A 23,261-nucleotide genomic window follows, 5' to 3' on the forward strand; every position below is an offset into this window, starting at 1 on the left:
TTTATCGTACCGGCCCGCGGGGATTATTTGTTGCGAGAGGATTTGTCCCGCTCGGCATGCCATTGCGCATCCAGCTCGCGCAGGTGCCGCAGCTTCTCGCCGATCTTGCCTTCCAGGCCGCGCGGCGTCGGCACGTACCAGTTCTGCGCGGGCAGATCGTCCGGGAAGTAGGTTTCGCCGGCGGCGTAGGCCTCGGGCTCGTCATGCGCGTAGCGGTAAGCGTGGCCGTAACCGAGTTCCTTCATCAGCTTGGTCGGCGCATTGCGCAGGTGCACGGGCACGTTGCGCGACTTGTCCTGACTAACGAAGGCGCGCGCCGCGTTGTAGGCGTTGTAGCCGGCATTCGACTTCGGCGCGATGGCCAGGTAAATCACCGCCTGGGCCAGCGCCAGCTCCCCTTCCGGCGAGCCCAGGCGTTCGTACGTTTCTGCTGCGTCCAGTGTGATGCGCCCGGCGCGCGGGTCGGCCAGGCCGATGTCTTCCCACGCCATGCGCACGATGCGGCGCGCGAGATAGCGCGGGTCAGCGCCGCCGTCGAGCATGCGGCAGAACCAGTACAGCGCACCGTCCGGATCGGAGCCGCGCACGGATTTATGCAGCGCGCTGATCTGGTCGTAGAACGCGTCGCCGCCCTTGTCGAAGCGGCGCAGGTTTTCCGACAGCGCAGATGCCAGCAGTGCCTCGTCGACCACCGGAACGGTATCGCCCTCGGTCTGCGAACGCGCGGCTCGGGTGACGATCTCCACGTTGTTGAGCAGCTTGCGCCCATCGCCATCGGCCGACGCAACGATGGCGTCGAGTGCGGCCGGCGTCCACTCCAGCCCCCCCAACTCTTGGCGCGCCCGCTCGGCCAACTGCTTCAACTCGTCGTCCGACAGGCTCTTGAGCACGTACACCGCGGCACGTGAGAGCAATGCGCCGTTGACCTCGAATGAGGGGTTTTCCGTCGTCGCGCCGATGAAGGTAAACAGGCCGCTTTCCACGTGCGGCAGAAATGCGTCTTGCTGGCTCTTGTTGAAGCGATGCACCTCATCGACGAACACCAGCGTGCGACGGCCATGCGCACGAAACTGCTCTGCGCGCTCCACCGCCTCGCGGATGTCCTTGACGCCCGACAGCACGGCGGACAGCGCGATGAATTCTGCGTCAAACGCGTTGGCCATCAGCCGCGCCAGCGTGGTCTTCCCAACACCCGGCGGGCCCCAGAGGATCATCGAATGCGGCTCGCCGGAGGCAAAGGCTACGCGCAGCGGCTTGCCCGGCCCCAGCAAGTGCTGCTGGCCGATCACATCCTCAGCGGAATGTGGGCGAAGGCGCTCGGCCAGCGGCATGTGGGCGGGCGCGTCCGGGAAGAGAGATGCGGAAGCGTTCATGCGGGGATTGTCGCAGAAACCGCCCGCCTCCCGCACCCGACGGCGGTCTCAGGCGGCGGGTGCCCCCAGCGCCGGTTCCGCAGCCATCGGCCGGCGCCAGCCGATGCCGATGACACATAGAAGCGACAGCGCTGCAAAGCAGGCATAGAAGACGGCCATCGGCCACCACTGCGGGAAGAACCGGTCCGCGAGCACGGTGGCAAGCAGCGGTGTCAGGCCGCCCGCAAACGCTCCACATACCTGGTACGCCAACGAGATGGCCGTATAGCGGATGCGGGCAGCGAACATGCCGCTGACGAAGCCGGCGATGATCGCGTAGTAGCCGGATTCGGCCAGCGTCGCGATCGCCACCCCGGCAAACACCGTATGCGGCTGGCCCGCACGCACCAGCGGCAGCATGATGAACGGCACGGCGACGGCGAACGCCACGAGGACAATCAGCAAGCGGCGCGTGCCGAAACGGTCGGCCAGTGCCGCCGCACCCAGTTGCACGAAGAACTGCAGCACGGCCACCCAGAACATGCAGTCGAGGATCATCGCGCGGTCCAGCTGCAGGTACTGCGTCGCGTACGAAATCATGAAGATGTTGCTGAAGTACACGCCCGCAATGCCATACACATTGGCGCCGATGGCCAGCACGATGAGGGGCCACGCCTTGAGTGCCTCGGTCAGCGGCTGCTTCGCCACGTCGCCCGAGGCCTGCATGGCTTCGAACTCGGGCGATTCGTTGACCGACATGCGGATCACAAAGCCCACCGCCAGCAACACCGCACTCGCCAGGAACGGCAAGCGCCAGCCCCAGGCCAGAAAGGCTTCGGGCTCCAGACGGCTGACCGCCGAAAACGCCAGCATCGACAGGATCAGCCCGCCCGCACTGCCGAGCTGGGCAAATGAGGCAAAAAAGGTGCGCCGCCCCTTCGGCGCGTGCTCGCCGGCCAGCAGCACCGCGCCGCCCCACTCGCCACCAACGGCGATGCCTTGCAGCACGCGCAACACCACGAGCGCGACCGGCGCGATCCATCCGGCCTGCGCATATGTCGGCAGGCAGCCGATTAGCACAGTGGCGACCGCCATCAAGGTCAGCGTGCCCATCAGCGCACGCTTACGGCCGAGCCGGTCGCCAATGCGGCCAAACAGCACGCCGCCGATGGGCCGTGCGAGGAAGCCGATAGCAAAGGAACCGAACGACGCCAGCAGCCCCAGCAAACGGTTCTCGCCGGGGAAGAACAGCGGCCCGAAGACCAGCGCGGCCGCCGTAGCGTAGCTGTAGAAGTCGTACCACTCGATCGTGGTCCCGATGAACGACGCCATCGCGGCACGGCGTGGCTGCGCAGTCGATTGGGCTGCTCGCATGAAGTCTCCTCTCTGTTCTTATGGGCGCGGTGTCACGCGCGGTATTCGACGCCGGGCAGCACGCACAGCAGTTCGAACGCCAGGTTGGCACCGAGTAGCGCGGTGGTTCCGAACGGGTCGTATGGCGGCGAGACCTCGACGAGATCCGCACCAACGATGTCGAGACCTTGTGCGCCACGCACGATCTCCAGCGCCTGGGGCACGGTCAGGCCGCCGATCTCAGGCGTGCCCGTGCCGGGCGCATAGGCGGGGTCGATGCCGTCGATGTCGAAGCTGACGTAGACCGGACCACCCTGCACGCGGGCGCGCACCTCTTCCATGAGTGGCACGAGCGAGCGGTGCCAGCATTCCTCGGCCGTCACGACACGAAAACCCTGCTGGCGGCACCAGTCGAAATCCTCGGCCTCGTAGCCGGTGCCGCGCAGCCCGATCTGCACGACACGGTTGCAATCCAACAGCCCCTCCTCCACCGCACGGCGAAACGGCGTGCCATGCGCGATCTTCTCGCCGAACATGGTGTCGTTCACGTCGGCGTGCGCATCCACGTGAATCAACCCAATGCGGCCGTACCGCGCGTGCATCGCACGCAGAATGGGCAGCGTGACGGTGTGGTCGCCGCCCAGGCCGATCGGCCGGCAGCCGCCCGCGATGATGTCGCGGTAGGCCGCTTCGATGCGATCGATCGAATCGTGCAGGTTGTACGGGTTCGTCGGAACGTCGCCGATGTCGGCCACGCGCAGCGAGTCGAACGGCGCGGCGCGCGTGGCCATGTTGTAGGGGCGCAAGAGGACGGATTCGGCGCGGATCTGCCGCGGCCCGAGGCGCGCGCCGTTCCGGTTGGATGTGCCCAGGTCGAACGGCACGCCGACGAAGCAGGCGTCCAGCCCGGCGGCTGACTCGGCGGCAGGCAGCCGCATCATGGTGGCGATACCGCCAAAGCGCGGCATGGCATTGCCCGAGACAGGGTGGAGGAAGTCGGCGCGATCGTTCATGGTGGCAGGAGCATCACATCGCACGGCAGCAATGCAATCAGTGGAGATGGCATGGATTTTTGCCGATGGTCTCCGTGCGTAAAATGCGAAATATCCAAATCAAACATCGATTTCAATCGATGTAACGATCACCGTGCTGGGACAACCCTCCGATCTCGACTTGCGGCTGATCCGCGTGTTCCTCGCTGTGGTGGACGCGGGCGGCATCACGCCTGCCCAGGCCACGCTCAATGTCGGCCAGTCGACCATCAGCACGCAGCTTTCCACCCTGGAGACGCGCCTCGGCTACCGACTGTGCGAACGCGGCCGCAGCGGCTTCCGGCTCACCGCGCGCGGTGAACGGTTCGTCGATTCCGCGCGCAAGCTGCTTGGCGCGCTGGACACCTTCAGCGCGGAGGCCCGCAAGGTGGGCCGCACGCTGGTCGGCACGTTGTGCCTAGGGTTGATCGGACATGCGCCCGTGAATGCGAACGCGCGCATCAGCCAGGCGATCGAGCGCTTCCGGCAGCGCGATGAATCGGTTCATTTCACAGTGTCGGTACGCCCGCCCGGCGAATTGGAGGGATTGCTGCTCGACGGCAAGATCCACATGGCCATCGGCTATTTCTGGCACCGCGTACCGGCGTTGGACTACACGACGATTTTCCACGAGACACAGCTGGCCTATGCGGGGCGTGGGCATCCGCTGTTCAGGAGGGCCGGGAAGGTGACGCCTGCGGAAGCCCTGACGCATGCGTGGGCCTGGCGCAGCTATCCGCTGCCCGAGGCGGCAGGCTCGCCGGCAGAGCGGCCCGTAACGGCCGTGGCCGACAACATGGAAGCCGTGGCCATGCTGGTCCTGTCGGGCCGGCACCTCGGTTATCTCCCGGAGCACTTTGCGGCGCCGTACGTGGCGCAGGGCCTCCTGACGCCGCTGGCGCCGGCTGCCATGCGCTACGAAGTGCCGTTCGACATGGTGGTGCGCCGCGCCGCACGGCGTAACGACCTGCTGGCCGCCTTCATTGCGGACATGAAAGCGGCCCACGCCTGAAGCGGCGGCCGATCCGGCAATCAGTCAGTCAATTTGACGCGCGCTGCACCAGCCCCATGAACGCCTTGGCGGGCAGCGGTCCATGGCATGACTGCGTGCCGTTGGACGCGCGCAGCAGCAACCAGACGCTCTCGCTCGCCGGCGGCTGAATCACGAACGGCTGGCGCGTCGAAGCTTCGGGCAGGCGCGGATCGGCCGGCGCCTGGATCGGCACAACCTGCCCGGCATGCCCCTTCACCAATGCGCTGCATTCGGCGCTGGGCAGCTCGGTTGCGTGCAGGAAGTCCTTGTTGACCAGGGCTTCGGCCAGCACGGTGTCGGGCGCGGCGAGGAAGGAATCGACGTCAAAACGGGATGCACCGCTGGAGGCGCATCCCGCGAAGATGGCCGCCGCTGATGCTACGACGGCAACAGCGGCTGCACGGTGCAGCGGCGTGGTGAACGGCAAAGGCACGGTCGGTCTCCTTGTCGAAAACCGGCCTGCACGCGTCATTGCTTGATTACGTCGGCCCCTTTGGGCGGCGTAAAGCGGAACACGTTGGCCGGCAGTTGCGGATTCTTCTGGATGTTCGAGAACGTCAGCAAAGTGGTGTTCCCGAAGGCGTCGCGCAGCTCCATCCCCTGCAGTTCGCCGCTGCGAAAGCCGATGGCAATGCGCTCGAACTGGGTGTCCTTGGCCTTGGGCGTGAGTTCGGCCCAGTCGATGCCGTCCTTGGTACCGCCTTCCTTGAGCGTGAAGTTTTTGGCCAGATCGTTGCTGCCGAACAGGATGGCGGCGGGGCTGGAGCCCAGCGACGCATCGAGCTTGCGTTCCGTGATCTGGTTCAGGTCCTTGTCGAAGATGTAGAGCATCTGGCCATCGGCAGAGAGCTGCTGTTCGTACGGCTTCACATAGCGCCAGACGAAGCGGCCCGGGCGCGAGAAGACGAAGTCCCCGCTGGACGTGCCCGCCACGCGCAGCGGGTTGCCATTGGTACCGCCCTTCACTTGACGCTGCACGAACTCGCCGCGCGCGGTGCTGACGTTGGTCACGAAGGCATTGAGCTGTTCGACCGCACCTGCATGGGCCCCGGCAGACCATGCCGCCAGCGAGACCAGCCCGGTGGCCATCAGGTGACGTGCTTTCAACACAAACATAGGAATCCCGGTTTTCAGTTGATCTTGTTGTTAGTGGCCGGCCGCGCCGGAACATTCCGCCCGCGCGGTAACCCGATGTAACCGCAGCATGCGGGCAGCATCATTCCTCTTCGACGACGTTGCCGTTGCGGTTGGGCGCCAGAATTTCGCGGTTGCCGTTGCCGGACATGGCGGATACGAGCCCCGCCTTTTCCATGTCTTCGAGCAGGCGTGCGGCGCGGTTGTAGCCAATGCGCAGATGACGCTGCACCAGTGAGATCGACGCGCGGCGATTCTTCAGCACCACATCGACGGCCTGGTCGTACAGCGGATCGGCCTCGCCGCCACCGGCACCGACAAGGCCCGCGCCGCCACCAAAGCCATCGCCGCCGCCCTCGCCATCGGCCACGCCGCCTTCGAGAATGCCTTCGATGTAGTTCGGCTCGCCTTGCGCCTTGAGGTTGTCCACCACGCGATGCACTTCGTCGTCCGACACGAACGCGCCGTGCACGCGCACCGGCAAACCGGTGCCGGGCGCGAGGTAGAGCATATCGCCCATGCCCAGCAGCGCTTCGGCGCCCTGCTGGTCGAGAATCGTGCGCGAGTCGATCTTGCTGCTGACCTGGAACGCAATCCGCGTCGGCACGTTGGCCTTGATCAGGCCCGTAATCACATCCACCGACGGACGCTGCGTCGCCAGCACCAGGTGGATACCGGCGGCACGCGCCTTCTGCGCGATCCGTGCGATCAGCTCTTCGACCTTCTTGCCGACCACCATCATCAGGTCGGCAAGCTCGTCGATCACGATGACGATCATCGGCAGCTTGTCCAGCGGCTCCGGCGCGTCGGGCGTCAGGCTGAACGGGTTGGGAATCTTCTCTTCGCGCGCGGCGGCCTCTTCGATCTTCTTGTTGAAGCCGGCCAGGTTGCGCACGCCCATCTTGCTCATGAGCTTGTAGCGGCGCTCCATTTCGCCCACGGCCCAGTTCAGGGCGTGGCCGGCCTGGCGCATGTCGGTCACGACCGGGCACAGCAGGTGCGGAATGCCTTCGTAGATGCTCAGTTCCAGCATCTTCGGGTCGATCAGGATCAGGCGCACGGCGTCGGCCTTGGCCTTGTACAGCAGCGACAGGATCATCGCGTTGATCCCGACCGACTTACCCGAGCCCGTAGTGCCGGCCACCATGCAGTGCGGCATCTTGGCGAGATCGGCCACCACCGGCTTGCCGGCGATGTCCTTGCCCAGCGCCATCGTGAGCTGCGAGGCGCTCTCGTTGTAGACCTGCGAGCCGAGAATCTCGGACAGGCGCACCGACTGGCGCTTCGGGTTCGGCAGCTCCAGGCCCATGTAATTCTTGCCCGGAATCGTCTCCACCACGCGGATCGACACCAGCGACAGCGAACGCGCCAAGTCCTTGGCCAGGTTGACGATCTGGCTGCCCTTCACGCCCGTGGCGGGTTCGATTTCGTAGCGCGTGATGACCGGGCCCGGATAGGCCGCCACCACCTGTACGTCCACGCCGAAATCCTTGAGCTTCTTCTCGATCAGGCGCGAGGTGAATTCCAGTGTCTCGGCGCTCACGGTTTCCACAACCGGCGGAATCGGATCGAGCAGCGCGAGCGGCGGCAGGTCCGAATCGTGAATGTCGACAAACAGCGGCTGCTGCTTCTCGCGCTCCACGCGTTCGCTCTTGACCACGGCTGTCGGGCGCACGATCTGCACCGGTGGCGATTCTTCAATCCGCACACGGCGGGTTTCGACCACTTCCTCGCGCTCGACCTTGGCAGCCTCGCCAATCGCGCGATCCTGTTTGCTCTCGCGGCGCGTCTTGAAGCCGAGGAACAGCATTTCGACGCCCGCGCCGATCTGCTCGGCCAGGTTCAGCCACGAAAAATGGAAAAACAGCGACAGCCCGACCAGAAACGTGAACAGCAGCGCCAGCGTGCCGCCGGTAAAGCCCAGCGAATGCTGCATCGCCCCGCCAATCACATCGCCCAGCACGCCGCCAGGCGCACGCGGCAGCTTCATGTGCAGCGAGTACATGCGGATGGCTTCCAGACCCATGCTGGAGGCAAGGATGAGTGCAAAACCGATCCACGTGACACTGGCGTCAACACGCGGCATGGCCGTGCGCGGCAGGCGTTCGTCCGACATCAGATCACGCCAGCCGCGCCAGACCTTGCGCACCAGCAGCACCGCCCACCAATAGGCGGACGCGCCAAAGACAAACAGCAGCAGATCGGCCAGCCAAGCACCCACGCGGCCGCCCAGGTTGCGGATCTCGTCGACCTGGCTGGCGTGGGTGAAACCGGGATCGGCCCGGTTGTATGACAGAAGAATGATCAGGAAGGCGATGGTCACCGCCAGCAACAGGAACCAGCGGACCTCCCCCAGCAGCCGCCCAATGCGGGACGGCAGTGCGGAGGGATCGGTACGGGTTGTCGGAGTGGTGGAAGCTCGAGCCATGCGGGAGACGGGTGCGCCGCTTGGGCAAGGCCACGCGGCTTGGGACAGCACAAATACGATGCCAACGATTGTAACGCGGCCCTATCATCGCCATTGGAATTTACAACCGGGCGGACGAGGGGGTGCCACTTTATAATGGCGCCCGTCACCCTCACCTAGCCTGCACGGCGGCGCTCCACCCCTCGTGCCGCGCACATACAGAACGCATCATGGCAAAACACGCAAAAGTGCTGATCCTCGGCTCCGGCCCCTCCGGCTACACAGCCGCGATTTACGCTGCCCGGGCCAACCTGAACCCTGTGCTGGTCACCGGCTTGGCGCAGGGCGGCCAGCTCATGACCACCACCGACGTGGAAAACTGGCCCGCTGACAAGGAACACCTGCAAGGGCCCGAGCTGATGCAGCGCTTCCTGGAGCACGCCGAGCGCTTCAAGACCGAAGTGCTGTTCGACCACATCCACACCGCGCACCTGAATGAAAAGCCGATCCGCCTGGTGGGCGATTCGGGTGAATACACCTGCGACGCGCTGATCGTCTCCACGGGCGCTTCGGCCCAATACCTGGGCCTGCCGTCGGAAGAAACCTTTGCCGGCCGCGGCGTGTCTGCCTGCGCCACGTGCGACGGCTTCTTCTACAAAGGCCAGGAAGTGGCCGTGGTGGGCGGCGGCAACACCGCCGTGGAAGAAGCGCTGTACCTGGCCAACATCGCCAGCAAGGTCACGCTCATCCACCGCCGCGACAAGTTCCGCGCCGAACCCATCCTGATCGACCGTCTGCATGAGCAGGAGAAGAAAGGCAAGATCGAGATCAAGACGAACATGGTGCTCGACGAGATCCTGGGCGATGACTCCGGTGTGACGGGTGCCCGCCTGAAAGGCACGCACGAGAACGAAGGCAAGACCGAAGAGGTCAAGCTGGCAGGCGTGTTCATCGCCATCGGCCACAAGCCGAACACCGACATCTTCCGCGGCCAGCTCGACATGAACGACACGGGCTACATCCGCACGAAGAGCGGCCTGGATGGCATGGCCACCGCCACCAACATCCCGGGCGTGTTCGCCGCGGGCGATGTGCAGGACCACATCTACCGCCAGGCCATCACCAGCGCCGGCACCGGCTGCATGGCCGCGCTGGACGCCCAGCGCTACCTGGAAAGCCTGGAGTAAGCATCATCGCCCCGGGTTTCCGGGCGCAAACAACGCGGCCGATGGGTGACCATCGGCCGTTTTGCCATGTGCGGCACCTTCGTATAATCGACACACGCTCCACCCGATGTGCTCGCCTGCCCTTCACCATGAAACGCGCCCCTTCCCACGCCAACAAGCTCAGCCTGACCGATCTGGCCAGCCTGCGTGACCAGCTCAAGCACGAGACGCAGGCACGCGAAGCGGAGCGCCAGCGCGCCGAAGCTGCTGCCCGCCAAGCTGCAGAAGAAGCCAACGTGTTCCGTGCCAGCATCGGCGAGGTGAGCGCGCTGCGCCAGAACAAGCGCGTCGAGCACCCGCGCAATCCCCCGTCGCCGGACCCGGTGCATTCCCGCGCCGAAGAGCAAACCGTTCTGCGCGATTCGCTGTCGGACGACTTCGACATCGACAATCTGCTGGAAACCGACGACACGCTGTCCTACCGTCGCCCCGGCATCGGCGCCGACGTGCTCAAGAAACTGCGCCGCGGCGAGTGGGCTACGCAAGACCAGATCGACCTGCACGGCATGCGCCGCGAAGAAGCCCGCGAGGCGCTGGCCGCCTTCCTGCGCCGCGCCGTACAGCGCGGCATCCGCTGTGTGCGCGTGATCCACGGCAAGGGTCTCGGCTCGCCCGACAAAACGCCCGTGCTCAAGGGCAAGGTGCGTTCGTGGCTGGTGCAGAAGGAAGAAGTAATCGCTTTCGTCGAACCGCGCAACACGGCCGGCGGCGCCGGTGCGGTGCTGGTACTGCTGCGCCAGCCGCACAGCGCCTGACGCGCCCCACTCCCATTCACCTGCTCACAACAAGAACAACACGCTCATGCACGTGACCCGCCTGCAGTTGGTGATGCACTGGGTGGAGATCCTCGCGGTCTTCTCGTTTGCCATCTCGGGGCTGGCCGAGGCCAAACGGCGCCGGCTCGATGCGGTGGGCGCATTCATCGTCGCGTTCCTGACCGCGTTTGGCGGCGGCACGCTACGCGATCTGCTGCTGGATCGACGGCCCTTCTACTGGATCGAGCACGAGCATTACCTGCTCGCGCTGTTCGTCATGAGCCTGTTTGCCAACTGGGTGATCCGGCTGGTGAGCCAACTGGTGTCCGACCGCGTGTTGATCGTGGCCGACGCAATCGGCATGGGGCTCTTTGGCGTGCTGGGCACGCAACTGTCGCTCGATGCGGGCGTGCCGATCTTCGTGTCGGTGATGATGGGCGTCATCACGGCGGCCTTTGGCGGCCTGCTCCGCGATGTGGTCTGCAATGAAGTCCCCATGCTGCTGCGGGACAATCACCCGTACGCGACATGCGCGTTTCTTGGATGCTTCCTCTACGTCGGGCTGACGCACACGGACTTGCTGCCGAGCGTGTCCGTGGTGATCGCCACGCTGGCGATCGTGATCGGGCGGCTGGTGACACTGCGCTGGAACATCACCCTGCCGCGTTGATCAGCGCTGACCGGCGCGAGCGCTCCGGCCACAGGCTACGGCATTAGACCGCTGCTTCGTCCTTCTCGCCGGTGCGGATGCGGATCACCTGCTCCACCGGCATCACGAAGATCTTGCCGTCGCCGATCTTGCCGGTCTTGGCAGCCTTGACAATGGTGTCGATCACATTTTCGACCTGGCTTTCGGCCACCACCACCTCGATCTTGATCTTCGGCAGGAAGTCGACCACGTATTCCGCACCGCGATACAGCTCGGTGTGGCCCTTCTGGCGGCCAAAGCCCTTGACCTCGGTGACGGTCAGGCCGGTCACCCCCACGTCGGCGAGCGACTCGCGCACTTCGTCCAGTTTGAAGGGCTTGATGATGGCGGTGATCTGTTTCATGGGTGTCTCGCTCACGAGTTGGTGAAGTATTCAAGCGTCCAATAATACTGGAGCCGGTTAATGCGCACATCCTGGGCGATGCCGGCCACTGTCTGCAGCAGCGTCGGATCGTCGGGAAAGTTCTTCAGCACATCGTGCTCGCTGCCGTCGCGCAGGGGGCGACGCTGCCACGTGTTGCCATGTTCGTCGTTGTAGGCAATGGGCGTGCTGGAGCCGAACACATACTGATTATCAAACCACAGCACACGCACGCCGGGCCCCAGCCCGCGGTGCAGTCCTTCAATATGCTGGCGCAAGTGCTGCAGCGGCACGTGCGACCACCAGCAGCCCGCCGTCATCACGTCAAACGTGCCGGGCGCGAACGGCAGCGCATCGTTGTCGGCGCGCACAAACGACGCCCCGGCGATGCCCTTGCCGTGTGCAATACGCAGCACGGTGTCGTTGTAATCAGCGCCGACGATGCTGCACGCGTCCGTCATTGTCTCGGTCCAGAAACCGGTGCCGCATGCCAGATCCAATACCCGCGCGCCGCGCGTCATGTCCCGCACGCGCGCCTTCAACCACGCCAAATCGCCCTGCCGCTCGGGCTTCGCATAGATGCGCTCGTATTCGGGAGCGCGCTTGGCGTAGTAGTCGAGCATGGCGGTGACTTACTCCTTGAAGCGCGACGTAATCGGATACCGCCAGTCGCGCCCGAACGCGCGCTGCGTCACGCGAACGCCCACCGGGGCCTGACGGCGCTTGTACTCGTTGATCCTGATGAGGCGCACGATCTTCTGCACATCGGCCTCGGCAAACCCGGCAGCGATGATATCGGCCACCGGCTGGTTCTGCTCCATGTAGCGCTGCACGATGGCGTCGAGCGCATCGTATTCGGGCAGGCTGTCCTGGTCGGTCTGGTTCTCGCGCAGCTCGGCCGACGGCGCACGGGTCAGGATGCGCTCCGGAATCACTTCCGACAACGAATTGCGGTACCGGCACAGCCGGTAGACCAGCGTCTTGAAGATGTCCTTGATGACGGCAAAACCGCCGGCCATGTCCCCGTACAGCGTGCAGTAGCCGACCGCCATTTCGCTCTTGTTGCCGGTCGTCAGCACGATGCGGCCGCTCTTGTTGGACAGCGCCATCAGCAGCGTGCCGCGAATGCGCGCCTGGATGTTCTCTTCCGTCGCATCTTCGGGCAGCCCGCGGAACTCTTCCGCCAACGCACCCTTGAACGCGTCGAACATCGGGCTGATGGCGATTTCGTCGTACTGCACGCCCAGGCGGGCCGCCATGTCACGCGCGTCCACCCACGAGATATCCGCCGTGTAACGCGAGGGCATCATCACCGCGCGCACGCGATCGGCGCCCAGCGCATCGACGGCAATCGCCAGCACCAAAGCCGAATCGACGCCGCCCGACAAGCCGATGATCGCGCCCGGGAAGCCGTTCTTGCCGAGGTAATCGCGCACGCCCAGCTTGAGCGCCTCGTACACGCGCGCTTCCAGCGGAGCGTCCGGCACGATCGTGCCCGGCAGCGCGCGTCCGCCGTCGAACTGCGCATAGCCGACGCCCTCGACAAACTGCCCCATCTGCACGACAACGCTGCCTTCGGCATCCAGGACAAACGAGCCACCATCGAACACAAGCTCATCCTGCCCGCCGACCAGGTTTGCATACACATGCGGCAAGCCCGATTCCTTCACGCGCGCACGGATGATCCGCTCGCGCAGGTCCTCCTTGTCGAGGTGGTACGGCGAGGCGTTGGGAATCAGCACAACCTGCGCGCCAGCCGCCTTGGCATAGGCAGTGGCCGTGGCATACCAGGCGTCTTCGCAGATGACGATGCCGAAGCGCGTGCCGTCCACTTCGAACACAAAGGGCTCGGTGCCGGGCTGGAAGTAGCGCTTCTCGTCGAAGACCTCGTTATTGGGCAGTTCAAGCTTGTTGTATCGGCCGACCACGCCACCGTCCACGGCCACTGTGGCGCTGTTGGTAGGCTTGGGCAGCACGCCGGGCGCCGGGGCTTCCAGCGAGAGCTGCGGGTGCCCGATCAGCACGTGCAAACCCGGGAAGGCAGCCAGCTCGGTGATGAGCGCGTCGAGCGCGCGCGCGCTGGCATCGATAAAAGCCGGGCGCAGCAGCAGGTCTTCAGGCGGATAGCCCGTGAGCGACAGTTCCGGCGTGAGGAGAATGCGCGCACCGGCCTGGTGCGCTTCGCGCGCGGCGGCGACGATGCGGGCAGCATTGCCGGCGAAATCGCCGACGGTGCAGTTGATCTGGGCGAGAGCGACAGAGACGGTCATGGGGGCAATATGGATTGCAAGCGCGGCATTCGAAGCTGGAATTAGAATCGGCGGCATGACCTCTCGCCCCCTTGCTCCCGAGCCTCAAGCGCGCGCTGGTTCGCGACACGAATTGACCGATTATCGCACGCGACTTGTGACCGATCTGCGCGACATCGGCCGCGATGCGTGGGACGCCCTGCTCGCCCTGCAGCCCGAGGCAACGCCTTTTCTGCGCTTCGCTTTCCTGCACGCCCTGCATGAAAGCGGCAGCGCGTCGCCCGACACCGGCTGGTCGCCGCAATACCTGACGCTGTGGCAAGACGGCCTTGGGGGCGAAGTGCTCGCGGCGGCCGCGCCGCTGTACGTGAAGGGTCACTCCTATGGCGAGTACGTCTTCGACTGGGCGTGGGCCAATGCGTACGCGCAGCACGGGCTGGAGTACTACCCGAAATGGCTGTCGGCTGTGCCTTTTACGCCGGTGCAGGGTGCGCGGTTGCTGGCGCGGGATGCAGCTGCGCGCGCGGCGCTGGTCGACACGTTGCTGGCGGTTGCGCGGCAGAGCGAATTGTCATCGCTGCATGTGCTCTTTCCCACCGCCAGCGAGGCTGAGCAACTGCGTGCCGCCGGCATGCTGCTGCGGCAAGGGGTGCAGTTCCACTGGTGCAATCCTGGCTTTGCCAGCTTCGACGACTTTCTGGCCGCTCTGGAACAGAAGAAGCGCAAGAACATCCGCGCAGAGCGCCGTCGCGTGCACGACGCCGGTATCACCTTCCGCCACGTGCCCGGCGCAGCCGCGACAGATGCGGACTGGCGTTTCTTCCACCGCTGCTACCGCACCACCTACCGCGAGCATCACTCGTCGCCGTATCTGAATCTGGAGTTCTTCCGCCAGATCGGCCAGACGATGCCGGAGAACCTGCTGCTGGTGATCGCCTCGCGCGACGGCAACGACATCGCCAGTGCGCTGCTGGTAATCGACACGCGGCCCGAGGTGTCTGTCATGTACGGCCGCTACTGGGGCGCGATCGAGCATCACCCCTGCCTGCACTTTGAGACGGCGTATTACCAGCCGCTGACGTACTGCATCGCGCACGGCATCCGCACGTTCGAAGGCGGCGCGCAAGGCGAACACAAGATGGCGCGCGGCTTCGAACCCGTGGCGACGCTGTCGGCACACTGGCTGGCGCACCCCGCATTTGCCGATGCAGTAGGCAGGTTCCTCGACCGCGAGACGGCCGGCATGGAAGCGTATCTGGACGAACTGACGGAACGCTCACCGTTCAGGCAGCGGCTGGAATCGGACTAGCGGGGAAACAGCGGAGGACGCGAAAGACAGCGTCCGCACGAGCGGCGGACGCGGAGGTCAAGCTTAGTGCGCGGCAGGCTTCTGCTGGGCGATCACGCAGTGTGCCGCGCTCGAATCAACAGTCACGGACGCCGACGCAACGGCACGCTCGCCAGCGTGAGCCGCGTCCGGCGGCCCTACCAGCAGTGCCCACACGGTGAATGCGGCCATGGCCACAGCGGAAAGCACGGGAACGACAACGGTCTTGTTCAACATCGCAGTACCAAGGGTTGGAGTCAAACTTGACGGGGAGTCTAGAGGCGTCGTTTCCGGTGGGCAAATGAGCGTTTCTTAAATCTCTGTGTAGCAGAACTACCGGGCGGTAAGTATGCAAAATGCATGAAAACCATCATGAAATGCATACAACGTCCCCCGCCTGGCGCAGATGGCGACGTGACGCGCGTCCATGCATCTCGGTGCGTGATGCCGATGACCGCGTCGCAAAGAAAAAATCCCGGCGCTCCATCCGGAGGCCGGGATTTGTCGGACATGCCGTACGGCGAAATCCTGAAATTGCTTACTTCTTATAGTTGGCAACGCCGTCAACGATTTCCTTGTGGGCTTCTTCAATGCCGCCCCAGCCTTCGACCTTGACCCACTTGCCAGCTTCCAGCGCCTTATAGTGCTCGAAGAAATGCTTGATCTGATCCAGCAGATTCTGGCCGACGTCCGACAGGTCGGTCATGTGGGCCGTCGCCGGGCTCAGCTTGTTGACAGGCACGGCAACCAGCTTGGCATCCACGCCGGATTCGTCCGTCATCTTGAGCATGCCCAAGGCACGGCAGCGCACCACGCAACCGTGGATGAGCGGGAACGGCGTGACGACCAGCACGTCGACCGGATCACCGTCGCCCGAGAGCGTCTGCGGGATGAAGCCGTAATTGGCCGGGTAGCGCATGCCGGTCCCAACGAAGCGGTCCACGAACAGCAGGCCGGTTTCCTTGTCGGCTTCGTACTTGACCGGGTCGCTCTGCGCCGAGATCTCGATGATGACGTTGAAGTCGTTGGGGATGTCCTTGCCCGGCGAGACGTTGTTGAAGCTCATGGAAATGCTCCGGAATGCGCGAAAACGACGCGAATGGTTGAAAAGAAGCGTGAAAAACTGTCGGCGGGCATTATAGCCCCTCACACCAGGCCGCTTGCCCTACCCGCGCCGCGCCCGTGCGAAAACCGCGCGTTGCCGATCTTTTGCAGGAACCCCCCATGCATGCCCAGCACTTCATCGCCAACCGTCTGATGTCACCCGATTCGGGGATGCGTATCAAGGTGTTCGATCCGTCCGACGGCCAATCCTTTGCCGAGATTGCACGCGGCAACGCCACCGACATCAGCGTGGCCGTGCACGCCGCACGGCGTGCGTTCGAGGGCGTCTGGGGCCAGTTGGCGCCGGCCGAACGCGGCCGTGTGCTCATGCGAGTGGCCCTGCGCCTGGCCGATCACGAAGAAGAACTCGCGCGCCTGGAAGCCCGCGACACCGGCAAGCCCATGCGCCAGGCGCGCGCCGATGCCCGCGCCGTGGCCCGCTACTTCGAGTTCTACGCCGGCGCGGCCGACAAGCTGCACGGGCAAACCATCCCCTATCCGGCCGATACCACCGTGCTGACGGTGCGCGAGCCGCATGGCGTGACAGCACACATCATCCCGTGGAACTACCCGATGCAGATCTTCGGGCGCAGCGTAGGTGCCGCACTGGCAGCGGGCAACGCGTGCGTGGTCAAACCGGCGGAAGACGCGTGCCTGTCGGTCCTGCGCGTGGCCGAGCTGGCGGCCGAGGCCGGGCTGCCGGATGGCGCACTCAACGTCGTGACCGGCTATGGCCACGAAGCAGGTGCGGCACTGGCGGCGCACCCCGGGATCAACCATGTGTCGTTCACGGGGTCACCGGAAACGGGCAAGGCCATTGTGCGAGCGGCCGCGGAAAACCATGTGCCCGTCACGCTGGAACTGGGCGGCAAATCTCCGCAGATCGTGTTTGCCGATGCTGATCCGGAAGCGGCCATTCCGGCCGTGGTGAACGGCATCATCCAGAACGCCGGACAGACGTGCTCCGCCGGCAGCCGCGTGCTGATCGAGCGCAGCGTGTACGAGGCGATACTGGACCGGTTGGCCACGGTGTTCGAATCCATCCGGGTCGGGCCGTCGTCGCTGGACCTGGATTGCGGCCCGCTCATCAACCCCAAGCAGCAACAGCGCGTGTGGGATTTCGTCTCGGATGCGCAGCACGCCAACATCCCGGTGATGGCGCAGGGCCAGGTGGTGCCCGAGGCGCCCGAGACCGGCTACTACCAGGCGCCGATGCTGCTGCGCGATGTACCGCACACGCACCGCCTTGCACAGCAGGAAGTGTTCGGCCCGCTGCTGGCCGCCATGCCGTTCGACACCGAAGCCGAAGCGCTGGCCCTGGCCAACGGCACACCATACGGCCTGGTGGCCGGCGTGTGGACAAACGACGGTGGCCGCCAGATGCGCCTTGCGCGCAAACTCAAGGCCGGTCAGGTCTTCATCAACAACTACGGCGCGGGCGGCGGCGTTGAACTGCCCTTCGGCGGGACGGGTCAATCGGGCCACGGGCGTGAGAAGGGCTTTGAAGCGCTCTACGGCTTTACCACGCTCAAGACCATCGCCATCCGTCACGGTTAAAAGCGCAACGCAACATCCACCCACAACACGAGGAGGCACCATGCGGCTTGCCGGCAAAATCGCCATCGTCACGGGCGCGGGTTCAGGTTTTGGAGAGGGCATCGCGAACACCTTCGCCCGCGAGGGCGCACGCGTCGTCGTCAACGACTTGAATGCAGAGGCGGGGGAACGCGTGGCCAGCGCCATTCGCGTGGCCGGCGGCGATGCGCATTTCGTGCAGGGCGACGTGTCGAACGGTGATTCCGTCGCCAAGCTGCTGGGTGCCACGCTGGCGCGCTATGGCGATCTGCACATCGTCGTGAACAACGCCGGCACCACGCACAAGAACAAGCCGCTGCTGCAGATCACCGAAGACGAGTTCGACCGCGTGATGGCCGTCAACGTGAAGAGCATTTACTGGACGGCGCATCACATCGTCCCGCACTTCCGGGAGCGCGGTGGCGGCGTGTTCGTCAATGTCGCATCCACTGCGGGCATCCGGCCGCGGCCCGGGCTGGTCTGGTACAACGCCAGCAAGGGCGCCGTCATCACGGCCAGCAAGGCGATGGCGGCGGAGCTGGGCCCGGACAAGATCCGCGTGAACTGCGTGAACCCGGTGATGGGTGCCACGGGCCTCATTGAGCAGTTCATGGGCGTACCCGACACCCCCGAGAACCGCGCACGCTTCCTGGCGACGATTCCGATGGGGCGGCTCTCCACGCCGCAGGATGTGGCCAACGCATGCCTGTATCTGGCGTCGGACGAAGCGGAGTTCATCACCGGCACGTGTCTGGAAGTGGACGGCGGGCGCTGCGTATAAACCCTGCCGGCGGGCGTATTGGCGCATCCGCCCGAGAAGCGCAGAATGCTGGGGCGGTTTTCCAGGCCGAGGTAGGTAACGAGGAGCACTCGGCCTGAACTCACAATAACTCTGGAGACCCGATGGCCACCACCACCCCACCCACCTCACCGGTCGGCGGCGCAGGCACGCTGCCGCCCCAGCCCGCAAGCGCATTTGAAGAAGCCACTTACCGCAAGGTGACGTGGCGTCTCGTTCCATTCCTGCTGCTGTGCTACGTGGTCGCGTATCTCGATCGCGTCAACGTGGGCTTTGCCAAGCTGCAGATGCTCAACGACCTCAAGTTCAGCGAGACCATCTACGGGCTGGGCGCGGGCATCTTCTTTATCGGCTACTTCCTCTTTGAAGTGCCGAGCAACGTGATCCTGCACCGCGTGGGCGCGCGCATCTGGATCGCGCGCATCATGATCTCGTGGGGCCTCATCTCGGCGGCCATGATGTTCGTGACCACGCCGGCGATGTTCTACGTGATGCGCTTTCTGCTGGGCCTGGCAGAAGCCGGCTTCTTCCCGGGCATCATTCTGTACCTCACGTACTGGTATCCGGCACAGCGGCGCGGACGCACCACAACCTTCTTCATGACGGCGATTGCGCTGTCGGGCGTGATCGGCGGCCCCATCTCGGGCTGGGCGATGAAGGCGTTTGCCGGCGTCTACGGTCTGGCCGGCTGGCAGTGGATGTTCCTGATCGAGGGCATTCCGTCGATCATCGTCGGCATCTTCGTGCTGGCTTATCTGGACGACCGCATCATCCACGCAAAGTGGCTGACCGACGAGGAGAAAGCGCTACTCGCTCGCAACATCGCCGCGGAAGACGCTGAGAAGGAAGACCCGCCCATCCGCACCGTCATGGCCAGCCCACGCGTGTGGCTGATGAGCCTGATCTACTTCACCTTCGTGATGGGCCTGTATGGCGTGAGTTTCTGGCTGCCGACGCTGATCAAGCAGACCGGCGTGGCCGATCCGTTCTCGGTGGGCTTGCTGACCGCGATTCCGTACGGCGCGGCAGTCGTCGCCATGGTCTTGGTGGCCCGCAGCGCCGACCGCCTGCGTGAGCGCCGCTGGCACATCGCGATTCCCGCGGTGGTGGGCGCGGTCGGGCTCGTACTGTCGGCCGTGTGGCACACCGACACCACGCTGGCCATGGCTGCGCTCACGCTCGGCACCATGGGCATCCTGACCACGTTGCCGCTGTTCTGGAGCCTGCCGACTGCCTTCCTGGCCGGCACCGGCGCCGCCGCCGGTATCGCGCTCATCAATTCGCTGGGCAACCTCGCGGGCTTCCTGAGCCCCTACGCCGTCGGCTGGCTGAAAGACGCCACGCAGAGCACCGATTCCGGCATGTACATGCTGGCCGCGTCGATGGTGCTGGGCGCAATCCTCACGCTTTCCGTACCGGCACGGATGGTGAACAAGTAGGCGGGTCACCACCAACAAAAAAGGCCGGGATCATCCCGGCCTTGTTCATTTCACGGCAAGCAATGCGCTTTGCCGGTAGTGGCGCTGGGCGTCTTCAATGCGTTCCGTCTGTTCGAACATCTGGGCAAGCGCCAGATGCGCGTGGGCGCGCAGGTTGCCGGAGTGATCGGCATCGGCGTACTTCAATGCCGACTCCAGGTTCGACTGCGCCTTGCCCCAGAGCTGCTCCTTGAAGCACAGCATGCCGAGCGTGTAGAACAGGTCGGCATCCACCGGATGCTGGGCGAGCCATTTCTCGGCTTGCTGGATCAGCGGCAGCGCCCTGCCCGGCAATGCGCAATCGGCGTAGCGGCGGATCAGGCGGCCATCCCAATGCGCCTTCAGGCCGTCTTCGACGATGCGCTTGGCATCATCGGTGCGACCAAGCTGCGCGAAATACAGCGCCGCCTGCGAAGCGATGCGCGGCGAGCGGCGCTCCTCCGTGGTCAGCTCGCGCCAGAAGCCGTTCAGAGCATCGGCATCGTGGCGGCGCTCGGCCAGCAGCGTTTCGCATGCCATCTGCTTGAGTCGTGCGGCCAGCACGGAATGGATGGCGTTGCGCTTTTCCAGTGCGCGCGTCAGGCGCAGCACCTCGCTCCAGTTCTTCAGATGCTGGTGCGCGCGCAAGGCAATGCGCTGCACCTGAATCTGCCGCGAACCCTGTGATTGCAGTTGTGCGATCTTCTCCAGCGCGCCTTCTGCGTCGCGCGCGTCGACCAGCAGTTCAGCCATCGACACAAGCTTGGCTTGCTCACGATCGGGCGAGGCGACTTCAGCCATCCACGCGTCGCGGCGGTCGGTTTCCTGCATGCGGTGTGCGGCACGGGCACCGATCAGCGCGGCCGTTTCGCGCTGAGGCTCCCAGGCCTGGGCTTCGCGCGCTTGGCGCTCCGCGTGGCCGAAGCGGCCGGCAAACAGGCTTTCCATCGCTTCGCGCAGGGCTGCCGACGCCTTCAGGATGCGGTTGCGCTCGCGATACGCCGCAGCACGCGCCGGCATACCGGCCACATGGTGGAAGAGGCGCATCACAAGATGCAGCACCACGAACGTCGCCAGCAGTGCCGCCAGCACGAAATTGAGCGACATCTCCACCCGATACGGCGGGTAGAACAGCACGACGTTGCTCAGGTTGAGTTCCGTAAACAGCGCCAGCCCAACGGCGGCGGCAAACAGGAGCGCGACCCAGAATACCCAGCGCATGCTCACTCCTTGCCCGAACCGCGCACAGCGGCAAGGCTGTCAGCCAGCGTCGGCACCTGCAGCGTGCCGGCCGTCGCACGCACTTGTGACAGTTGGTTCTGCACTGTGGTCACGCGTGAAGACTGCGTATCGAAGTAACGCGCGAGCAGCGAATCGGCGCGACCCAGATCGGCGCGAAACACGGCGTCATTGCGCGAGAGCAACGCCAGGCGCGCATTCATCAAGCGCAGTTTGAGGTTTTCGCGCAGGAACCACGCCTGGTCGGAAGACAGCAGCAGTGCCTCGGTCTGGTCGACACGGCGAACCTGGACGATCTGGCCGAGTTCAGCACGCACGTCGCTCCACAGGCGGCCCCACCAGGCACGCACGCCTGCCGACCATCCGGCGTTTGGCGGCGTCGCGTCAATCGGCGCCGACGCAGCCGCAGCCTGCGCCTTGGCATGCTTCGTGGGTTTCGCGGCAGCACGCGGCGCCTGCGCAGCCTGTTCCGCATCCAGCGGCTGGGCCGACGAGATGAGCGGCAGCGTATCAACCGCGTTGATGGCGTCATCCAACCGCAGCGCTGCACCTGCCAGATCGAACGACGGCATCGCCTTGAGCTTGGCCATGTCGCGCGATACCGCCCGGCGCACGGCGTTGAACTGCGGCTTGTCGAGCGTGGCCAGGCGCGCGTCGACGGTTTGCAGCGCAGCCAGTGCACCGGAGACGTTGCCGGTCAGTTGCAGTTGTTCGGCAGCGACCTCCAGCGAACGCTGGATCTCGGCGCGCTGCCAGTCATCGCGGTTGCGCAGAAGGTCTTGATTGGCCTGCTCCAGCGCGGCTTGGCGATCGCGCGTTTCAGCGGTGCGGGCATCCAGCGCGCCGAATTTCTGCTGCAACTGGGAAACCGAATCCTGATCCGCACGCGACAGCACGCGCATCTCCTGCGCCAGCGCTTCGTTCGTTTGGGCGTGCTGACGGATCTCGCGTGCAAGGCGCTCGTTGCGCACCTGCAGCGCGGCCACCGCCGCCACGACCGCGACCAGCACCACCCACATCACCCAACCACCCCGACGCGGGGCATGGTTGACCGTCATGGCGGGCACAAACGCAGCCGGCGGAGCAGCAGGCGCAGGGGCCGGGCTCGGCTGGGCTGCTGCCGGCGCAGATGCCGGGGCTGGGGCTGCTGGTGTAGAAGCGGCGGCAGGAACGGGAGCGGACGAGGAAACGGGAGTCTGCGTCACAGTGGAAGAAGAAGTAGACGGGTTTGATTCAGCCGGCACCGTCGCTGGAGCATGCTCGGGTGCCGATACCGGCCCGGCCCAGGCGAGCACGCTGGCGAGGAGACGGTCGTCGCCGGCGCCGGTCAGCGTCAGGTCGCGAAAGCCCAGCGATTTGGCCTGTTCGACGATGCGGGCGTGCGAAGCAAAGCATGGCGCGCCGTGCAGCGTATCAAGATCGGCGGGCGACAGATTGGCACGGGCCAGTTCATCGAGATTTCGGACGGCCTCGGAGCTGGTGAGCGTCCAGGCGTGGCGGGCCGAAAGCACGGCACGCAACGCGAGCCACGCAGCGGCATCGGGCACCGGCACGCTGCGGCGATAGGCTTCCACCGTACGGACCGAGGCGCCAGCTTCGCGCAGTTGATCGGCCAGCCATTCACGGCCACCGTTACCGCGCACGATCAGCACCTCGCGGCCGCTCAACGAGGACACATCCAGCCGCGCGTACAGCGCCTCGGAATCCTGGCGCGCGTCGTCGGCATGCGTGTCGGGCTTGATCACGCGGTGCGCGGGCGGCGCGACCCCGTGCGTGGCAAGCGCCTGTGCGCTCGCGGGGCCCACTACCGCCACCGGCACCTCCTGCGGCCAGCGGAACCCTTCCGGCATGGCGGCAAATGCCTGCTGCACGGCGTTGGGGCTGACGAACACCACCAGCGCATAGCGCGACGGATCGCCCAGCGCGGCACGCAAGTCGCCAAGATTGGGCGTCGGCGCAATGTCGAGCAGGGGAAACTGGTGCGTGCGCAGGCCGCGGCGCTCAAGTGCCGCTACCAGCATGGGCGCCTGCGCGCGCGGACGCGTGACCACCACCACGGGCGGGGTGGCCGGTTGAGCAGGCGACGTGCTGGATGCGGGCGACGATGGTGACAAGCGCGGTGGCAAGTGGTCGTCCATGGCGAGCCGTGG

Annotated in this window: 21 protein-coding genes; 8 read left to right on the forward strand and 13 right to left on the reverse strand. The window is 65.2% G+C overall.

The genetic code is table 11. The features are described 5' to 3' along the window. Positions 1-23 precede the first annotated feature (23 nt). The 3 genes from R2N16_RS14330 to speB all read right to left on the reverse strand — a co-directional run bounded on the left by R2N16_RS14330 (position 24) and on the right by speB (position 3,718). Positions 24-1,331 carry a replication-associated recombination protein A gene (locus R2N16_RS14330; RefSeq protein WP_316666588.1) on the reverse strand — a complete coding sequence of 436 codons (1,308 nt, stop codon included), beginning with the start codon at positions 1,329-1,331 and terminating at the stop codon, positions 24-26. Positions 1,332-1,421: 90 nt separating this feature from the next. Then, entirely contained in the window at positions 1,422-2,726 is a 1,305-nt protein-coding gene (locus R2N16_RS14335) for an MFS transporter (RefSeq protein WP_316666414.1), read from the reverse strand. 32 nt (positions 2,727-2,758) lie between these two features. After that, positions 2,759-3,718, reverse strand: a complete 960-nt coding sequence (speB, locus tag R2N16_RS14340; protein ID WP_316666415.1) for an agmatinase — start codon at positions 3,716-3,718, stop codon at positions 2,759-2,761. Positions 3,719-3,851: 133 nt separating this feature from the next. Between speB and R2N16_RS14345 the strand changes: the two genes are divergently transcribed. Continuing rightward, positions 3,852-4,748 (forward strand): LysR family transcriptional regulator, encoded by an 897-nt coding sequence (locus R2N16_RS14345; protein ID WP_316666416.1) that lies wholly within the window; start codon positions 3,852-3,854, stop codon positions 4,746-4,748. 28 nt (positions 4,749-4,776) lie between these two features. Here the strand turns inward: R2N16_RS14345 and R2N16_RS14350 are convergent, their stop codons facing one another. The 3 genes from R2N16_RS14350 to R2N16_RS14360 form a co-directional block, all read right to left on the reverse strand. Beyond that, entirely contained in the window at positions 4,777-5,202 is a 426-nt protein-coding gene (locus tag R2N16_RS14350) for a hypothetical protein (RefSeq protein WP_316666417.1), read from the reverse strand. Between the two features lie 35 nt (positions 5,203-5,237). Next, complete coding sequence (lolA, locus tag R2N16_RS14355; protein WP_316666418.1) at positions 5,238-5,885, reverse strand: outer membrane lipoprotein chaperone LolA; 648 nt, start codon at positions 5,883-5,885, stop codon at positions 5,238-5,240. Positions 5,886-5,985: 100 nt separating this feature from the next. Next, entirely contained in the window at positions 5,986-8,331 is a 2,346-nt protein-coding gene (locus R2N16_RS14360) for a DNA translocase FtsK (protein WP_316666419.1), read from the reverse strand. 209 nt (positions 8,332-8,540) lie between these two features. Between R2N16_RS14360 and trxB the strand changes: the two genes are divergently transcribed. The 3 genes from trxB (at position 8,541) to R2N16_RS14375 (ending at position 10,961) form a co-directional block, all read left to right on the forward strand. Further along, a complete protein-coding gene (gene trxB / locus R2N16_RS14365) occupies positions 8,541-9,497 on the forward strand; it encodes a thioredoxin-disulfide reductase (RefSeq protein ID WP_316666420.1) in 957 nt (318 codons plus the stop codon). A 128-nt stretch (positions 9,498-9,625) separates the two neighbouring features. Then, complete coding sequence (locus R2N16_RS14370; protein ID WP_316666421.1) at positions 9,626-10,291, forward strand: Smr/MutS family protein; 666 nt, start codon at positions 9,626-9,628, stop codon at positions 10,289-10,291. A gap of 46 nt (positions 10,292-10,337) precedes the next feature. Further along, positions 10,338-10,961, forward strand: a complete 624-nt coding sequence (locus R2N16_RS14375; protein WP_316666422.1) for a trimeric intracellular cation channel family protein — start codon at positions 10,338-10,340, stop codon at positions 10,959-10,961. A 43-nt stretch (positions 10,962-11,004) separates the two neighbouring features. Here R2N16_RS14375 and R2N16_RS14380 read toward each other — a convergent pair whose 3' ends face one another. The 3 genes from R2N16_RS14380 to R2N16_RS14390 are packed head-to-tail and all read right to left on the reverse strand — an operon-like array spanning position 11,005 to position 13,631. Beyond that, positions 11,005-11,343: a P-II family nitrogen regulator gene (locus R2N16_RS14380; protein WP_004631293.1), complete on the reverse strand. Its 339-nt coding sequence runs from the start codon at positions 11,341-11,343 to the stop codon at positions 11,005-11,007. A gap of 11 nt (positions 11,344-11,354) precedes the next feature. Beyond that, complete coding sequence (locus R2N16_RS14385) at positions 11,355-11,984, reverse strand: class I SAM-dependent methyltransferase (RefSeq protein WP_316666423.1); 630 nt, start codon at positions 11,982-11,984, stop codon at positions 11,355-11,357. Positions 11,985-11,993: 9 nt separating this feature from the next. Beyond that, the gene (locus tag R2N16_RS14390) at positions 11,994-13,631 is read right to left on the reverse strand and encodes an NAD+ synthase (RefSeq protein ID WP_316666424.1); all 1,638 of its coding nucleotides are present in this window, start codon (positions 13,629-13,631) and stop codon (positions 11,994-11,996) included. A gap of 55 nt (positions 13,632-13,686) precedes the next feature. On the opposite strand from R2N16_RS14390, the gene R2N16_RS14395 reads away from it, so the two are divergent. Then, the gene (locus R2N16_RS14395) at positions 13,687-14,919 is read left to right on the forward strand and encodes a GNAT family N-acetyltransferase (protein WP_316666425.1); all 1,233 of its coding nucleotides are present in this window, start codon (positions 13,687-13,689) and stop codon (positions 14,917-14,919) included. Positions 14,920-14,982: 63 nt separating this feature from the next. On the opposite strand, the gene R2N16_RS14400 is transcribed toward R2N16_RS14395, so the two are convergent. Both R2N16_RS14400 and ppa read right to left on the reverse strand, forming a co-directional pair. After that, positions 14,983-15,174: a hypothetical protein gene (locus R2N16_RS14400; RefSeq protein ID WP_316666426.1), complete on the reverse strand. Its 192-nt coding sequence runs from the start codon at positions 15,172-15,174 to the stop codon at positions 14,983-14,985. Between the two features lie 301 nt (positions 15,175-15,475). After that, positions 15,476-16,003, reverse strand: coding sequence for an inorganic diphosphatase (gene ppa / locus R2N16_RS14405; protein ID WP_316666427.1), 528 nt, complete (start codon positions 16,001-16,003; stop codon positions 15,476-15,478). Between the two features lie 158 nt (positions 16,004-16,161). Between ppa and R2N16_RS14410 the strand changes: the two genes are divergently transcribed. The 3 genes from R2N16_RS14410 to R2N16_RS14420 all read left to right on the forward strand — a co-directional run bounded on the left by R2N16_RS14410 (position 16,162) and on the right by R2N16_RS14420 (position 19,854). Next, positions 16,162-17,598: an aldehyde dehydrogenase family protein gene (locus R2N16_RS14410; protein ID WP_316666429.1), complete on the forward strand. Its 1,437-nt coding sequence runs from the start codon at positions 16,162-16,164 to the stop codon at positions 17,596-17,598. 40 nt (positions 17,599-17,638) lie between these two features. Continuing rightward, entirely contained in the window at positions 17,639-18,397 is a 759-nt protein-coding gene (locus R2N16_RS14415; protein ID WP_316666430.1) for an SDR family oxidoreductase, read from the forward strand. A 122-nt stretch (positions 18,398-18,519) separates the two neighbouring features. After that, positions 18,520-19,854 carry an MFS transporter gene (locus R2N16_RS14420; protein ID WP_316666431.1) on the forward strand — a complete coding sequence of 445 codons (1,335 nt, stop codon included), beginning with the start codon at positions 18,520-18,522 and terminating at the stop codon, positions 19,852-19,854. Between the two features lie 45 nt (positions 19,855-19,899). Here R2N16_RS14420 and R2N16_RS14425 read toward each other — a convergent pair whose 3' ends face one another. Further along, complete coding sequence (locus R2N16_RS14425; protein WP_316666432.1) at positions 19,900-21,093, reverse strand: heme biosynthesis protein HemY; 1,194 nt, start codon at positions 21,091-21,093, stop codon at positions 19,900-19,902. Between the two features lie 2 nt (positions 21,094-21,095). Continuing rightward, a complete protein-coding gene (hemDX, locus tag R2N16_RS14430; RefSeq protein WP_316666433.1) occupies positions 21,096-23,249 on the reverse strand; it encodes a fused uroporphyrinogen-III synthase HemD/membrane protein HemX in 2,154 nt (717 codons plus the stop codon). Positions 23,250-23,261: the final 12 nt, after the last annotated feature.

Origin of the sequence: Ralstonia psammae, assembly GCF_958405935.1 — a bacterium.
GTDB lineage: Bacteria > Pseudomonadota > Gammaproteobacteria > Burkholderiales > Burkholderiaceae > Ralstonia > Ralstonia psammae.

Bases quoted from the DNA above. Each gene is read 5' to 3' on its own strand.
- ppa (WP_316666427.1), bottom strand. From the start codon at position 16,003: ATGAGCTTCAACAACGTCTCGCCGGGCAAGGACATCCCCAACGACTTC.
- R2N16_RS14415 (WP_316666430.1), top strand. From the start codon at position 17,639: ATGCGGCTTGCCGGCAAAATCGCCATCGTCACGGGCGCGGGTTCAGGT.
- trxB (WP_316666420.1), top strand. From the start codon at position 8,541: ATGGCAAAACACGCAAAAGTGCTGATCCTCGGCTCCGGCCCCTCCGGC.
- R2N16_RS14370 (WP_316666421.1), top strand. From the start codon at position 9,626: ATGAAACGCGCCCCTTCCCACGCCAACAAGCTCAGCCTGACCGATCTG.
- R2N16_RS14335 (WP_316666414.1), bottom strand. From the start codon at position 2,726: ATGCGAGCAGCCCAATCGACTGCGCAGCCACGCCGTGCCGCGATGGCG.
- R2N16_RS14375 (WP_316666422.1), top strand. From the start codon at position 10,338: ATGCACGTGACCCGCCTGCAGTTGGTGATGCACTGGGTGGAGATCCTC.
- R2N16_RS14330 (WP_316666588.1), bottom strand. From the start codon at position 1,331: ATGCCGCTGGCCGAGCGCCTTCGCCCACATTCCGCTGAGGATGTGATC.
- R2N16_RS14395 (WP_316666425.1), top strand. From the start codon at position 13,687: ATGACCTCTCGCCCCCTTGCTCCCGAGCCTCAAGCGCGCGCTGGTTCG.
- R2N16_RS14390 (WP_316666424.1), bottom strand. From the start codon at position 13,631: ATGACCGTCTCTGTCGCTCTCGCCCAGATCAACTGCACCGTCGGCGAT.
- R2N16_RS14420 (WP_316666431.1), top strand. From the start codon at position 18,520: ATGGCCACCACCACCCCACCCACCTCACCGGTCGGCGGCGCAGGCACG.
- R2N16_RS14425 (WP_316666432.1), bottom strand. From the start codon at position 21,093: ATGCGCTGGGTATTCTGGGTCGCGCTCCTGTTTGCCGCCGCCGTTGGG.
- R2N16_RS14410 (WP_316666429.1), top strand. From the start codon at position 16,162: ATGCATGCCCAGCACTTCATCGCCAACCGTCTGATGTCACCCGATTCG.
- hemDX (WP_316666433.1), bottom strand. From the start codon at position 23,249: ATGGACGACCACTTGCCACCGCGCTTGTCACCATCGTCGCCCGCATCC.
- R2N16_RS14385 (WP_316666423.1), bottom strand. From the start codon at position 11,984: ATGCTCGACTACTACGCCAAGCGCGCTCCCGAATACGAGCGCATCTAT.
- R2N16_RS14380 (WP_004631293.1), bottom strand. From the start codon at position 11,343: ATGAAACAGATCACCGCCATCATCAAGCCCTTCAAACTGGACGAAGTG.
- lolA (WP_316666418.1), bottom strand. From the start codon at position 5,885: ATGTTTGTGTTGAAAGCACGTCACCTGATGGCCACCGGGCTGGTCTCG.
- R2N16_RS14360 (WP_316666419.1), bottom strand. From the start codon at position 8,331: ATGGCTCGAGCTTCCACCACTCCGACAACCCGTACCGATCCCTCCGCA.
- R2N16_RS14400 (WP_316666426.1), bottom strand. From the start codon at position 15,174: ATGTTGAACAAGACCGTTGTCGTTCCCGTGCTTTCCGCTGTGGCCATG.
- speB (WP_316666415.1), bottom strand. From the start codon at position 3,718: ATGAACGATCGCGCCGACTTCCTCCACCCTGTCTCGGGCAATGCCATG.